General features: G+C 63.0%; 12 protein-coding genes. 7 read left to right on the top strand and 5 right to left on the bottom strand.

Annotated features, from left to right (window positions below):
- Positions 1-388: 388 nt before the first annotated feature.
- The 5 genes from NP945_RS03650 to NP945_RS03630 all read left to right on the top strand — a co-directional run bounded on the left by NP945_RS03650 (position 389) and on the right by NP945_RS03630 (position 5,500).
- Positions 389-1,417: an amino acid ABC transporter substrate-binding protein gene (locus NP945_RS03650; protein ID WP_023814120.1), complete on the top strand. Its 1,029-nt coding sequence runs from the start codon at positions 389-391 to the stop codon at positions 1,415-1,417.
- Between the two features lie 62 nt (positions 1,418-1,479).
- A complete protein-coding gene (locus tag NP945_RS03645) occupies positions 1,480-2,667 on the top strand; it encodes an amino acid ABC transporter permease (RefSeq protein ID WP_256745600.1) in 1,188 nt (395 codons plus the stop codon).
- 9 nt (positions 2,668-2,676) lie between these two features.
- Positions 2,677-3,834, top strand: a complete 1,158-nt coding sequence (locus tag NP945_RS03640) for an amino acid ABC transporter permease (RefSeq protein ID WP_127321837.1) — start codon at positions 2,677-2,679, stop codon at positions 3,832-3,834.
- A gap of 138 nt (positions 3,835-3,972) precedes the next feature.
- A complete protein-coding gene (locus tag NP945_RS03635) occupies positions 3,973-4,722 on the top strand; it encodes an amino acid ABC transporter ATP-binding protein (RefSeq protein WP_031213892.1) in 750 nt (249 codons plus the stop codon).
- 109 nt (positions 4,723-4,831) lie between these two features.
- Entirely contained in the window at positions 4,832-5,500 is a 669-nt protein-coding gene (locus NP945_RS03630) for a TIGR02117 family protein (protein ID WP_256745599.1), read from the top strand.
- 238 nt (positions 5,501-5,738) lie between these two features.
- On the opposite strand, the gene NP945_RS03620 is transcribed toward NP945_RS03630, so the two are convergent.
- On the bottom strand, positions 5,739-6,980 hold the full coding sequence (locus NP945_RS03620; RefSeq protein WP_256745598.1) for an FAD-dependent monooxygenase: 1,242 nt from the start codon (positions 6,978-6,980) through the stop codon (positions 5,739-5,741).
- A 19-nt stretch (positions 6,981-6,999) separates the two neighbouring features.
- The gene (locus tag NP945_RS03615; protein WP_023814125.1) at positions 7,000-7,245 is read right to left on the bottom strand and encodes a zinc-finger domain-containing protein; all 246 of its coding nucleotides are present in this window, start codon (positions 7,243-7,245) and stop codon (positions 7,000-7,002) included.
- 247 nt (positions 7,246-7,492) lie between these two features.
- Between NP945_RS03615 and NP945_RS03610 the strand changes: the two genes are divergently transcribed.
- Both NP945_RS03610 and ppx read left to right on the top strand, forming a co-directional pair.
- On the top strand, positions 7,493-9,694 hold the full coding sequence (locus NP945_RS03610) for an RNA degradosome polyphosphate kinase (protein ID WP_127810804.1): 2,202 nt from the start codon (positions 7,493-7,495) through the stop codon (positions 9,692-9,694).
- Positions 9,694-11,229: an exopolyphosphatase gene (ppx, locus tag NP945_RS03605; RefSeq protein WP_127408977.1), complete on the top strand. Its 1,536-nt coding sequence runs from the start codon at positions 9,694-9,696 to the stop codon at positions 11,227-11,229. Before NP945_RS03610 ends, ppx begins: the two co-directional genes overlap by 1 nt.
- A 236-nt stretch (positions 11,230-11,465) precedes the next feature.
- On the opposite strand, the gene NP945_RS03600 is transcribed toward ppx, so the two are convergent.
- From NP945_RS03600 to fumC, 3 genes are all read right to left on the bottom strand, one after another.
- Positions 11,466-11,882 carry a DoxX family protein gene (locus tag NP945_RS03600; RefSeq protein WP_256745597.1) on the bottom strand — a complete coding sequence of 139 codons (417 nt, stop codon included), beginning with the start codon at positions 11,880-11,882 and terminating at the stop codon, positions 11,466-11,468.
- A gap of 154 nt (positions 11,883-12,036) precedes the next feature.
- Positions 12,037-12,456: a DoxX family protein gene (locus tag NP945_RS03595; protein ID WP_127332224.1), complete on the bottom strand. Its 420-nt coding sequence runs from the start codon at positions 12,454-12,456 to the stop codon at positions 12,037-12,039.
- A 236-nt stretch (positions 12,457-12,692) separates the two neighbouring features.
- On the bottom strand, positions 12,693-14,090 hold the full coding sequence (gene fumC / locus NP945_RS03590) for a class II fumarate hydratase (protein WP_256745596.1): 1,398 nt from the start codon (positions 14,088-14,090) through the stop codon (positions 12,693-12,695).
- Positions 14,091-14,381 lie beyond the last annotated feature (291 nt).

The raw sequence follows: 14,381 nt of genomic DNA, 5'->3' as shown, positions 1-14,381 counted from the left end.
GATGACAATCCTGGGACCTGGTAGTTCGTCGCACGGGGAGGTCAACAACGACGAGGTATTGCCCGGGATGGATTTCGCTGCCGCGGCCCGTATTGGCCCCGCGTTGGCGTTGCATGAGATTTGCCGCCTTTATTAGCCCTGCTGGCTAAATCGCGGGCGTGTTTGTCTGTAAATCGGGCATTTGCGGCAATCGGTTTTCAAACTCTTTGGGTTTCGGTCATTTCCCTTGACCTCACAGGAATTATCGCCTTCGATGACATTTGTGAATGGGAGGCGGCGCGTCGGTTACGATGCGGGGTTTCGGGAATGGGCCGGGATGAAGCCGCGTTCACACGGGAGAAAAAAATCAGGATTTACTCCTGAAAACAGAGAAAAGGGTCTGTGGGTCATGAAACACATTGCTATCGGCATTCTAGGCGCCGCCACGCTTGGATTGATGGCGTCCGCCGCGTCGGCGGCCACGCTCGACACCGTCAAGGCGAAGGGCTTCATCCAGTGCGGCGTCTCCACCGGCCTTGCCGGCTTTTCGGCGCCGGACGACAAGGGTGACTGGCAAGGCATCGATGCGGATTTCTGCCGCGCTGTCGCGGCCGCCGTCTTTGGTGACGGCTCCAAGGTCAAGTTCACGCCGCTCAGCGCCAAGGAGCGGTTCACCGCGCTGCAGTCGGGCGAGATCGACATCCTGTCGCGCAACACCACCTGGACCATCAACCGCGATACGGCGCTTGGCCTGAACTTCATCGGCGTCACCTACTATGACGGCCAGGGTTTCATGATCAACGCCAAGAAGCTGCCGGGCGTCAATTCGGCATTGCAGCTTTCGGGCGCGGCCGTCTGCGTACAGAGCGGCACCACCACCGAGCTGAACCTCGCCGACTACTTCAAGGCCAACAAGATGGAGTACAATCCCGTCGTCTTCGAGAAGCTGGAAGAGGTCAACGCCGCCTATGATGCCGGCCGCTGCGACGTCTACACCACCGATCAGTCGGGCCTCTACGGCATCCGCCTGACGCTGGGAGCGCCGGCCGACCACGTCGTGCTGCCCGAGATCATCTCCAAGGAGCCGCTCGGACCGGCCGTTCGCCAGGGTGACGACCAGTGGTACCACATCGTCAAGTGGACCTATTTCGCGCTGCTGCAGGCTGAAGAGCTCGGCATCACCAAGGCCAATGTCGATGAGATGAAGAACTCGGCCAGCCCCGAGATCAAGCGCGTGCTCGGCCAGGAAGCCGATACCAAGATCGGTACCGATCTCGGCGTCTCCAATGACTGGGTGGTCAACATCGTCAAGGCCGTCGGCAATTATGGCGAAATGTTCGAGCGCAATGTCGGCTCGGGCAGCCCGCTGAAGATCGCGCGCGGCATCAACGCGCTGTGGACCAAGGGCGGCCTGCAATACGCGCCGCCGATCCGCTGATCGAAATGTGATCCGGGAGGCAGATCATCTGCCTCCCGGTTTCTCTTTCCAGGGACGGTCGAATGGCATCGCAGGAAGTACTTCGCGAGGAGCCCAGCCGCGGTTCCTTCATCAACGATCCGAAAATCCGGGGCATATTCTTCCAGGTGCTGGTCGTCGTGCTGCTGGTGGCGGGCGTCTGGTGGATTGCCCACAACGTCATCGACAATCTGACGCGGCTGCGCATCGCTTCAGGCTTCGGCTTCCTCAAGGGCCGCGCCGGCTTCGACATCAGCGAGAGCGCGATCGCCTATTCATCGGATTCGACCTATGGCCGCGCCATTCTGGTCGGCCTCATCAATACCTTGATCGTCGCCATCGTCGGCATCATCACCGCGACAATCATCGGCTTCGTCATCGGCATCGGCCGGCTCTCGCAGAACTGGCTGATCAGGAAGATCTGCACGGTCTATGTCGAGGTTTTCCGCAACATCCCGCCGCTGCTGGTCATCTTCTTCTGGTATTCCGGCGTGCTGGCCGTGCTGCCGGCGCCGCGCGACAGCATCGGTTTGCCGTTCGGCTCCTTCCTCAACCAGCGCGGTTTCTATTTTCCACGCGCCGTGTGGGGCGACGGCTCATGGCTGATCTTCGTCGCCCTGCTCGTCGGCATCGCCATGGCGTGGTTCGTCGCGCGCAAGGCGCGGCAACGGCAGATGGCGACCGGCCAGCAATTTCCAGTGTTTTGGACATCCGCGGCGCTGATCGTCGGGCTTCCGCTGCTCGCCTATGCGCTGAGCGGCTTTCCCCTGAGCTTCGACTACCCGAAGCAGTCGACTTTCAACCTGACCGGCGGCTTCCAGGTCCGGCCGGAGTTCCTGTCGCTTTATCTGGCGCTGTCCTGCTATACCGCCGCCTTCATCGCCGAGATCGTGCGCGCCGGCATCAGGGGTGTCAGCGCGGGCCAGACGGAAGCTGCTGGTGCGTTGGGCTTGCGGTCCGGATCGATCCTGCGGCTGGTCGTCGTGCCGCAGGCCATGCGCATCGTCATTCCGCCGCTGACCAGCCAGTATCTCAACCTGACCAAGAACTCCTCGCTGGCCATCGCCATCGGCTATCCGGACCTGACGGCGACCGCCGGTACGGTGCTGAACCAGACCGGCCAGGCCGTCGAGGGCGTGGTGATCATGATGGTGATCTACCTCGCCATCAGCCTGCTGACCTCGCTTGTGATGAACTGGTTCAACGCCAAGATGGCACTGGTGGAGAGGTGAGGTAAGGACATGCAAGAACATGATATGTCCTGGGTGCGAACCGAAATGGTGCTGGCGCAGCCGGCGCCCGCCAGCGTCACCGGCCTCGGCGCGTGGGTGCGCAAGAACCTGATCGCTTCTGCCGGCGACACCATCTTGACAATCGTCGGCATCGCCCTGGTGGCGATGATCCTGCCGCAAATCATCAATTGGGCGTTCATCAACGCCGTGTGGACGGGACCGGACCGAACCGTATGCGCCACGGTGGCGCAAGGAGGCATCCAGCCGGATGGCTGGACCGGCGCCTGCTGGGCTTTCGTCAACGCCAAATTCGGCCAGTTCATGCTCGGCCGCTATCCCATCGAGGAGCGCTGGCGGCCGATCCTGGTCGCTATCCTGTTCGTGGCGCTGCTGGTGCCGATGCTTATCCCGAAGGTGCCGCGCAAAGGGCTGAATGCGGTTCTGCTGTTCTTCGTGCTGCCGATCGTCGCCTTCGTCCTGCTGGTCGGCGGCATGTTCGGCCTGCCGCATGTCGAGACCTCGCTTTGGGGTGGGCTCTTGGTAACGCTCAGCCTGTCCTTCGTCGGCATTGCCGTGTCGCTGCCGCTCGGCATCGTGCTGGCGCTCGGCCGCCGTTCCAAGATGCCGATCATCAAGACGCTGTGCGTCGTCTTCATCGAGACGGTGCGCGGCATCCCGCTGATCACCGTGCTGTTCTTCGCCAGCGTCATGCTGCCGCTGTTCCTGCCGGAGGGTGTGTCGTTCGACAAGTTCCTGCGCGCGCTGATCGGCGTGTCGCTGTTTGCCGCGGCCTATATGGCCGAAGTGGTGCGCGGCGGCCTGCAGGCGATCCCCAAGGGCCAGTATGAAGGTGCCGATTCGCTCGGCCTCGGCTATTGGCAGAAGATGTATTTCATCGTCATGCCGCAGGCGCTGAAATTGGTCATCCCGGGCATCGTCAACACCTTCATCGGCATGTTCAAGGACACCAGCCTGGTCATCATCATCTCGATGTTCGACCTGCTCGGCATCGTCAAACAGAATTTCTCCGATGCAAACTGGGCGACCGCGCAGACGGCGAGGTCCGGCCTGATCTTCGCGGCCTTCGTCTTCTGGCTGTTCTGCTTCGGCATGTCGCGCTATTCAATGTACACCGAACGCCGGCTCGACACCGGCCACAAACGCTGATGCATGTCGCCCAAAAGTGTATAGCGGTTTTGGGATAACGACATGCATCACTACCAACGACAAAAGAACAAGGGGATCCCTGTCATGGCCACCGAAAATGCCGTCAGCGCCGAAGAGATCAAGGTCAACGCCGCCAAGATGCAGATTTCGACGACCGATGTCGCCATCGACATCATCGCCATGCACAAATGGTACGGCGAGTTCCATGTGCTGAAGGACATCAACCTGAAAGTGATGCGCGGCGAGCGTATCGTCATCTGCGGCCCCTCCGGCTCCGGCAAATCGACCATGATCCGCTGCATCAACCGTCTGGAGGAGCACCAGAAGGGCAAGATCATCGTCGACGGCAAGGAACTGACCAACGATCTCAAGAAGATCGACGAGGTGCGCCGCGAGGTCGGCATGGTGTTCCAGCACTTCAACCTGTTCCCGCACCTGACCATCCTGGAGAACTGCACGCTGGCGCCGATCTGGGTGCGCAAGACGCCGAAGAAGCAGGCCGAGGAAATCGCCATGCATTTCCTCAAGCGCGTCAAGATCCCGGAACAGGCCAACAAATATCCCGGCCAGCTTTCCGGTGGCCAGCAGCAGCGTGTGGCGATCGCCCGCTCGCTGTGCATGAACCCGCGCATCATGCTGTTCGATGAGCCGACCTCGGCGCTCGATCCGGAGATGATCAAGGAAGTGCTGGAGACCATGGTCGGCCTTGCCGAGGAAGGCATGACCATGCTGTGCGTCACCCACGAGATGGGCTTCGCCCGCAAGGTCGCCAACCGGGTGATCTTCATGGACCAGGGCCAGATCGTCGAGCAGAACACGCCGGCCGAGTTCTTCGACCATCCGCGCCACGAGCGCACGAAGCTGTTCCTGTCGCAGATCCTGCACTAGGCCTCGACGGCCACGAAGAGCCCGGCTGAAACACTGCCGGGCTCTTTTGCGTATGGGAGAACAGGCGGGCGTTCGTGTCGCCGGAGTGCGTTTGCAGGGCCGCCTTTCAATGAAAAGACTGGGACGTTTTCTGGGTCTTCTGTTGGTTCTCGTCGCACTCGCCGTGACGACGGGCACCCTCGTGCCACGGCCGCTGTGGCCGGCCGCCGCCGCCGTGCCAGCCGCGACACGCCACATCCTGGTGCTGAACAATCCGATCCACACCGATATCGCCATCCCGGTCGATGACGCCGTGCGCCGGCGTTTCCATTTCCTGGTCGACGCGGGCATACCGGCCGACAGGCCGGAGGTCCGCTACATCGTCTTCGGCTGGGGCGGCCGCGCCTTCTACCTGGAGACGCCGACATGGTCCGAGCTGAAGGCGGTGCCGGTGATGAAGGCACTGACACTCGACGCGTCGGTCATGCATGTCGATGTCGCCGGTGACATCGTCGAACCGCGCGCTGATATCGCGGGGTTCGACATCGGCGAGGACCGGTTCGCGGCGTTGCTCGATTTCATCGATGCCAGTTTCCAGCGGGGACCGGAAGGCCCGATCCTCGTTCCGGACGCAGCCTATTCCAGGTTCGACGGCTTCTACGAAGCCAATGGCCATTTCAACGCACTGGTCGGCTGCAACACCTGGACGGCGGCGGCCTTGCGCATCGCCGGCCTGCGCACCGGCTGGTGGAACCCGCTGCCTGCATCGCTCGGGCTATCGATGCGGCTGTATAATTAGCTGTCTCGTCTTGTCGCGTTTCGCCAATGCGAGACGCCTCATTCCTTCGCGCCCCCCTCTGTCCTGCCGGACATCTCCCCCACGAGGGGGGAGATTGGCGGTTCGGCGCCCCGCTCTTTCCTGCGGCCCTGCAACGTTCGAGATTGGTGAAATCGGCGGTGCCGGCCGATCTCCCCCCAAGTGGGGGAGATGTCCGGCAGGACAGAGGGGGGCGCTGTCCCGCCAGCCTGTCAGGCTTTCAACGCCTGACAGCAGCCTCAACTGCCCGCCACCCATAGAGCCAATCCAGATCCGCCGCGAGCTTTTCCGAGCGCACCTTCAGGAACACATTGCGCGCAATCGCCACCGGACCCGAGGCATGCCAGGCCAGCCGGTTGACAGCGCCGCGTCGGGCGACCTGCGCGACACGCGGTCGCCGTGACTGCTCCCAAACCGCAAGCGCGGCCAAGGGGTTAGTGGGGGAGGCGTAGACGGCCTCGGCAAGCGTCGCCGCATCCTCGATCGCCATGGCCGCGCCTTGCGCCGCGAACGGGGTCATCGCATGCGCGGCGTCGCCGATCAGCGCGATGCCGTTCGGCGTTGTCCAGGGCTGTTGCGGGTCAACAGTGTGGATCGGCCATGCGGTCCATGGGCCGGCCTGCTCGACCAGGCGGGCAAGTTCTGCCGCGGTGCCGCGCAGGGCTCGGGTCAGGATCCCGGCGTCGGCGTTGCCGGACCAGCCTTCGGCAATGCGGTCGCCCCTGGTGAAGGCCGCGAGATTGAAGGCCGCACCCTTGCTGACGGGATAGGCGACCATATGGAAGCCGGGATGCAGGAAGGTGGTGACGCAGTCCCTGGCGCCGATGGCTGCAAAGCTCCGGCCGGCGGCACTGTCGGCCGCGACGGTGGCGCGCCAGGCCAGTTCGCCGGAGAAACGGCTCGTTGCGAGGGTCGCTCCCTTGGCCGAGCGGGCAAGCCTGCGCACCGACGACCAGACGCCATCGGCCCCAACCAGCAGGAGGCCCTCCGCCTCGACGGTTTTGCCATTGATCTCGGCCGTCGCGGTGATGCCATCCGGGCCGGTGTCAACGTCGCCGATGCGGGCGCCGGTGGTGAGATGGATATCCGGCATCTCGGCAACGCGCGCGGTCAGTGCGCTCTGCAGATCGGCCCTGTGCGCCACGAGATAGGGCGCCTGCCAGCGCGTTTCGGCGGCTTGCCCCAGCGGCACGCGCGCCAGTTCGCGCAAGGTCGCGGCCTCCTTCAACACCACGGCTTCCGGCCGCACCGCTGCCGGCAGCAGCTTGTCGAGTACGCCAAGCTGGCGAAGGATACGTGTCGCGTTGGGAGAGAGCTGGATGCCGGCGCCGGCAGCTTCCAGGCGCTGCGCCTGTTCGAACACCCGAACAGGGTAGCCGCGTTCGGCGAATGCAAGCGCTGCGGTCAATCCGGCGACACCCGCCCCGGCGATGACAATTTGCCGGGATCGCGTGTCGGTCATCGGGCTGGTCGCGAAAGACTCAGGCGGCCTGATCGATGTAGATGCAGCCGGCCGGCAGCGTCTCGGTCGCCTTCAGCTTCGGAGAATAGCGGTAGAGCGTCGAGCAATAGGGGCAGACTTTTTCGTTGTCGTCGCCCATGTCCAGAAACACATGCGGGTGGTCGAAAGGCGGATTGGCGCCCGTGCACATGAATTCCTTCACGCCGATGTCGATTGCCTGATAGCCCGCATCGTTCTGAAAATGGGGAATGGAACCGCCTGCCATCGTCGTCTCCTTAACGCAGTCTCGTCTGCATCTGGATCATATCAGGCCTCTTTGCAAGTTCGATGAAATGAAACTGTCGCAAAAGCCTGTCAGAGGATAAGTTAAGCCGGTTAACGCATGGCCCCGAAGACCGACATCGGTTTTCGGCAAGGACCATGCGTCGCCTTGGAGTGGCAGAGCGTCCTTTGCGCGTCCTGAATGACGCACGACGCTTTAGCCTGGCTGACGGTGTGGAAGAGCGGGAATCATGAACGAACTAAAGCCGGTGCAGAACGAATTCGTTGATGTCGAGGTGGCTCGCCCGGAGGGCGGCAATCCGGACCGGTTTGTCAACCGCGAGTTTTCCTGGCTGCAGTTCAACCGGCGCGTCCTCGAGGAGTCGCTGAACCTCAATCATCCGCTGCTGGAGCGCGTCCGCTTCCTGTCGATCTCGGCCGCCAACCTCGACGAGTTCTTCATGGTCCGTGTTGCCGGTCTTGCCGGCCAGGTGCGCGAGGGCATCACGCTGAAGAGCCCTGACGGACGCACCCCCGAACAGCAGCTCGAACAGCTGCTGCGTGAGGTCGAGCGGCTGCAGGAAGACCAGCAGAAGAGCCTTTCGGCGCTTACCGTGCTGCTCAACAAGGAAGGCATCGAGAGCATCACCCGCGATGCGCTGACCAAGGACGAGAAAATCTGGCTGGAAGACCATTTCCAGGAACAGGTTTTCCCGGTGCTCACCCCGCTGTCGATCGATCCGGCGCACCCGTTCCCGTTCATTCCCAATCTCGGCTTCTCGATGGCGCTGCAATTGCGCCATCGCAAGAATGGTGAGGAGATGAGCGCGCTGCTGCGCCTGCCGGTGGCGCTGAAGCGCTTCATCCGCCTGCCAGACCGCAAGCATCATGTCCGCTTCATCCCGCTGGAAGAGGCGGTCGGCCTCTATATCGGCAAGCTCTTCCCCGGCTATGAGGTCAAGGGCTCCGGCACGTTTCGCATCATTCGCGATAGCGATATCGAGGTCGAGGAGGAGTCCGAGGACCTCGTGCGCCTGTTCGAAACGGCGCTGAAGCGGCGGCGGCGCGGTTCGGTGATCCGCATCGAATTCGACAGGCTGATGCCTGGCGAATTGCGCGACTTCGTGGCAGGCGAGCTTGGCGTGTCGTCGAGCCGCATCAGCGTGCTCACCGGGCCGCTGGCGCTCAGCCAGATTTCCGAGATCGTCGCCGTCCCTCGCGACGACCTGAAATTCATGCCCTACAATCCGCGTTTTCCCGAGCGTATCCGCGAGCATGGCGGCGATTGTTTCGCCGCCATCCGCGAGAAGGACATCGTCGTCCATCACCCCTACGAATCGTTTGACGTCGTGGTGCAGTTCCTGCGCCAGGCGATGGCCGATCCGGAAGTGGTGGCGATCAAGCAGACGCTTTACCGCACCTCCAATGACAGCCCGATCGTGCGTGCGCTGGTCGACGCGGCCGAGGCCGGCAAGTCGGTCACCGCGCTGGTCGAGCTCAAGGCGCGTTTCGACGAAGAAGCCAACATTCGCTGGGCGCGCGACCTGGAGCGTGCCGGCGTGCAGGTCGTGTTCGGCTTTCTCGAGCTGAAAACCCATTCGAAAATGTCGCTGGTGGTGCGGCGCGAGGACGGCAAGCTGCGCAACTACGTGCACCTCGGCACCGGCAACTACCATCCGGTAACGGCGCGCATCTACACTGACCTGTCCTTCTTCACCACCGATCCGACGATTGCCCGCGATGTCGCCCAGCTCTTCAATTTCATTACCGGCTATGCCGAGCCGACGGACGAAATGCGGCTGGCGATCTCGCCGTTCACGCTGAGAAGCCGCATCCTCAAGCACATTGCCGACGAGATTGCCTACGCGGTGCAGGGGAAACCGGCGCGCATCTGGATGAAGATGAACGCACTCGTCGATCCGATCATCATCGACGCGCTCTACGATGCCAGCCGCGCCGGCGTCGAGATCGACCTTGTCGTGCGCGGCATCTGCTGCCTGCGGCCGCAGGTTCCGGGCCTGTCGGAAAACATCCGCGTAAAATCAATCGTCGGCCGTTTTCTCGAGCACAGCCGCATCTATTGTTTCGGCAACGGTCACGGCCTGCCGTCGGACGAAGCGATCGTCTACATCTCCTCGGCCGATCTGATGCCGCGCAATCTCGACCGCCGCGTCGAAACCATGGTGCCGATCACGAATCCAACTGTGCACGAACAGATCCTTGGCCAGATCATGCTGGGCAACATCATGGACAATCAGCAAAGTTTCGACGTATTGGCTGATGGAACCTCCCGGCGCGTCGTGCTGGAGGAGGGCGAGGAACCGTTCAACGCGCAGGAATATTTCATGACCAATCCGAGCCTGTCGGGACGGGGTGACGCGCTGAAGTCGCATGCGCCCAAGCGCATTGCGCAGTTCAAGCGCCGCAAGAAGAACGCTGCAGCGTCCGGCTGATGCTGTCTGATTCCCAGGGCCGGCTGCAGGACCGCCGACCGCTGTCCATCATCGACATCGGATCGAACTCGATCCGCCTCGTCGTCTATGAGGGGCTGGCGCGCTCGCCGACCATGCTGTTCAACGAAAAGATGCTGGCCGGTCTCGGCCGGGGCATCGTTTCGACCGGCAAGCTCGACCCCGAGGCGGTGACGCGCTCGATGGAAGAGTTCCGTCGCTTTCGCGCGCTTTCCGACCAAGCCGGCGCCGAGCAGATGTATGTGCTGGCCACCGCCGCGGCCCGCGAGGCGGTCAATGGCCCTGATTTCATTCACCGCGCCGAGGAGGTGCTGAAGACTGAGATCCGTGTCATCAGCGGCCGTCAGGAAGCGTATTATTCGGCGCTCGGCGTCATTTCCGGCTTCCATCCGGCCGACGGGATCGCCGGCGATCTGGGCGGCGGCAGCCTCGAACTGGTCGACGTCGCCGGCGAAGCGATCGGCGACGGCATCACGCTGCCGCTGGGCGGCTTGCGCCTGCAGGACATGGCGAAGAACTCGCTGACCCAGGCGGCGAAGATCGCGCGTGACGAACTGGCGAAGGCCAAGCTGTTGAAAGGCGGGCAGGGCAGGCCTTTCTACGCCGTTGGCGGCACCTGGCGAAATCTCGCCCGGCTGCACATGGAAATGACCAACTATCCGCTTGGCGTCATGCACCATTACGAGATCTCGGCCGAAAGCGCGGCGAATTTCCTCAAGCAGGTGGCCAAGGCCGAGATCGAGAAGGTCAAGGGCATCGAAGGCGTTTCCAAGAACCGCCGTTCGCTGCTGCCCTATGGCGCCGTCGTGCTGCAGGAGATCATGGCGGCGATGCAGCCGTCGAAGATCGTCGTCTCGGCGCTCGGCGTGCGCGAAGGCTTTCTCTATTCGCTGCTCGACGAGGCGGAGCAGAAGGCCGATCCGCTGATTTCGGCCTCGGAGGAGCTTGCACGCCTGCGCTCGCGCTCCGTCACCCATGCGCATGAACTTGTCGACTGGACCGCCAAGACGTTTGCCGCTTTCGGCATCGACGAGACCGAAGACGAGGCGCGCTACCGCCACGCGGCCGCATTGCTGGCCGATATCGGCTGGCGCGCACACCCCGAATATCGCGGCAAGCAATCGCTCAACATCATTGCGCACGCCTCCTTCTTCGGCGTCGACCATCCCGGCCGTGCCTTCCTGGCCATGGCCAACGCCTATCGTCACGACGGCATCTTCAACGAAGCCATCGCCCCCGAGATCAAGGCGCTGGCGCCGCCGCGTTATCTGGAGCGGGCGCGCGTGCTCGCCGCGATGATGCGCGTCGTCTACCTGCTGACGGCGTCGATGCCGGGCATCATGCCCAGGCTGAAATGGGAACAGCGCGCCAACGGCGTGCTGGCGCTGGTCTTGCCGGCATCGCTGGCCGATCTCTATGGCGAGCGGCCGGCCGGGCGCCTGGCGCAACTGGCAAGGATCACCAACCGCCGTCTGGTGCTGGCTGTCGAGGGTGGGCCCAGCATGTCGGTGAAGTAGGGCGTGTCGGTCAAGTAGGCGTTACGCCGAACCACGCCCGTCGACGCAGGGCCATGGACTCTTGCGAAGAGGACCCCCACCCTAGCCCTCCCCACAAGGGGGAGGGAACGCTGCCGCGTGCCTCTAATTCTTCTTTGGCGCCGAAAAGACAGGCGATTCGCCTAGGTCGGCCAACGGAAGTCTCCCTCCCCTTGTGGGGAGGGGTTAGGGGCGGGTGTCCGTGCCGGGCAGACATCTCAGGAATTCCACATGCGATAGCCCCGTCCATCGACCGACCAGGCTCCCGCACCGGCCGTCGCCAGCGCAACAGATCCGCCTGATATCGCAATGTCCTTCATCAGCATCTGCTGGTGCAGGAAGGCTAGCATCGCGTCGCCGCCGCCCTGGCCATAGTGGCCGATGAAGCCGGCGGCAATGCAGAAGGCGGCGAGTAGCAGCGCCGCGATCCCGGTCTGGAAACCGACCAGGATGAGCAGCCCGGCGATCACTTCGAACAGTCCCGTGCCCCAGGCCGCAAGTGTCGGGAGCGGCAGGCCGAGGTTGGCGAAATAGCCTGTGGTGCCGGCTATGTCGCTCAATGCATGGATACCGGAGGGCACGAACAGGGCGGCGAGCAGCAGCCGGGAGAGCAGGAGCAGCGCGTTGCGAGGCATGTTCACCTCCCTTATCGGCCGCAGGCCGGCCTCCCGATAGCCCCGATCCTATCAGAAAACCCCGGCCGACAGATCGGCGGGCATGTAACAACAACGAAAAAGCGGCACGGAAAATTCCGCGCCGCTTTTTGTTCGGCTATTGCCAGTTTTTGGCTCAGCCGCGCTTGGCGTCGATCGAATAGGCGCCGGCGCCCGAGGAAGCCAGCACGAGGAAGCCGCCCGCAATGGCGAGGTTCTTGAGAAACTGGATCATCTGCATCTGGTCGGCCCAACCGGTATGGGCGACCAAACCGGTGGCGACGGTGAAGATCGCCAGCACCCAGGCAACAATCCGGGTCTTGAAGCCGACGAGGATGGCGAGGCCGCCGAGAAGCTCGATCAGGCCGACGACAATGGCCGTTACGGTCGGCAAGGGCAGGCCGAGGGCACCGAAATAGCCCGCCGTGCCGGCGATGGCGGTCAGCTTGCCGAAGCCTGAAAGCAGGAAGATGACGGCAAGCAGGACGCGGCCGAGGAGGATGGTGGTCGAGGCATTGGATGCGCCGGAACCGGCGACTGAAGTGTTGATGGACATTGTGGCTCTCCGGGATGGGTTGATACCGGGGAGATAGAGCAAGCCGACTGTTCACCAAAGCCACCAGACTGGCGACACATTGTTCACAGTACTTACGTTTCCGTGATCGGGCGGCCTGCGCAAAATTCGCTTCGGGTCACGTCGTGACGGAAGTAAATTCTCCCGTCACGAAATACCGGGCTTTTGGTTGACGCAATTCCGGACCGAAAACCGCAAGACACTTTTCCTGGAATTGACTACCCCGGATGCGTCATGTCCTCCGGCCGCACCAGCCGGTCGTAATCGGCTTCGCTGACCAGCCCGGTGGCGAGCGCTTCCTCGCGCAGCGTGGTGCCCTTCTTGTGCGCGGTCTTGGCGATCTTGGCGGCATTGTCGTAGCCGATGGTCGGCGCCAGCGCCGTCACCAGCATCAGCGAGCGGTCGAGGGCCGCCTTGATGTTGTCTTCGCGGGCCTCGATGCCGACGACGCAATTGTCGGTGAAGGAGACAGAGGCGTCGGCGAGCAGCTGCACCGACTGCAGGAAATTATAGGCCATCAGCGGGTTGTAGACGTTGAGCTCGAAATGGCCCTGACTGCCGGCGAAGGTGAGCGCCGCATTGTTGCCGAACACCTGCACGCAGACCTGCGTCAGCGCCTCGCATTGGGTCGGGTTGACCTTGCCCGGCATGATCGACGAGCCCGGCTCGTTTTCCGGCAGCGACAGCTCACCGAGGCCCGAACGCGGGCCGGAACCGAGGAAACGGATGTCGTTGGCGATCTTGAACAGTGCGGCGGCCGCCGCATTGATGGCGCCGTGCGAAAACACCATGGAATCATGGGCCGCCAGCGCCTCGAATTTGTTCGGCGCGGTGACGAAGGCGATGCCCGTAATGCTGGCGATGCGATCCGCCACCCTTTCGGCGAAGCCGACCGGCGCGTTGAGGCCGGTGCCGACGGCGGTGCCGCCCTGCGCCAGCTCCTGCAGGCCGGGCAATGTCAGCTCGATGCGCTTGATCGACGAGGCGACCTGCGCTGCATAGCCCGAAAACTCCTGGCCAAGCGTTAGCGGGGTGGCGTCCTGTGTGTGCGTGCGGCCGATCTTGATGATGTGATTGAACTCTCTGCTCTTGGCGGCGAGCGCCTTGTGCAGATGCTTCAGCGCCGGCAACAGATCGTGCACGATGCGTTCGGCGCAGGCGATGTGCATGGCCGTCGGATAGGTGTCGTTCGACGACTGGCTCATATTGACGTGATCGTTGGGATGCACCGGCTTCTTAGAGCCCATGACGCCGCCCAGCATCTCGATCGCCCGGTTGGAGATCACCTCATTGGCGTTCATGTTGGACTGCGTGCCCGAGCCGGTCTGCCAGACCACCAGCGGGAAATGGTCGTCGAGCTTGCCGTCGATGACCTCTTGCGCCGCCGCGACAATCGTCTTGCCGATCGAAGGATCAAGCCGCTTGAGCTCCATGTTGGCTTCGGCTGCCGCCCGCTTGACGATGCCCAGCGCGCGCACGATCGACGCCGGCTGCTTCTCCCAGCCGATCTTGAAATTGCCGAGCGAACGCTGCGCCTGCGCGCCCCAGTACCGGTCGGCGGCAACTTCGATGGGACCGAACGTGTCGGTTTCGGTTCTGGTATTTGCAGCGGTCACGGGTCTCTCCTTGTCGAAGTCGGCAACGGCGTATCGCGTTGCACAAACGGCTTCAAGCGGAGATTGCGGGCGGCAAGTATGCAAATCGGTTGAAGGTGATCTCCCCCCTCGAGGGGGAGATGTCGCCGAAGGCGACAGAGGGGGTCGGTTCGACCGGGCGTGACCTCTTATCGCCGCCGGAAGAGGCTGGCGCTCCACGCCTGCTGCCATCTCCCTCAAAGGCGGGGGATTCTTGCGAAGGAGGACCCCCACCCTAACTTGCCGGGGCGAGACCCGTGGCTCGCCCCGGCA

Origin of the sequence: Mesorhizobium sp. LMG17149 (assembly GCF_024518695.1) — a bacterium.
In the GTDB taxonomy this organism is placed as follows: Bacteria; Pseudomonadota; Alphaproteobacteria; order Rhizobiales; family Rhizobiaceae; genus Mesorhizobium.
This window is presented reverse-complemented; position numbering and strand designations above follow the sequence as displayed.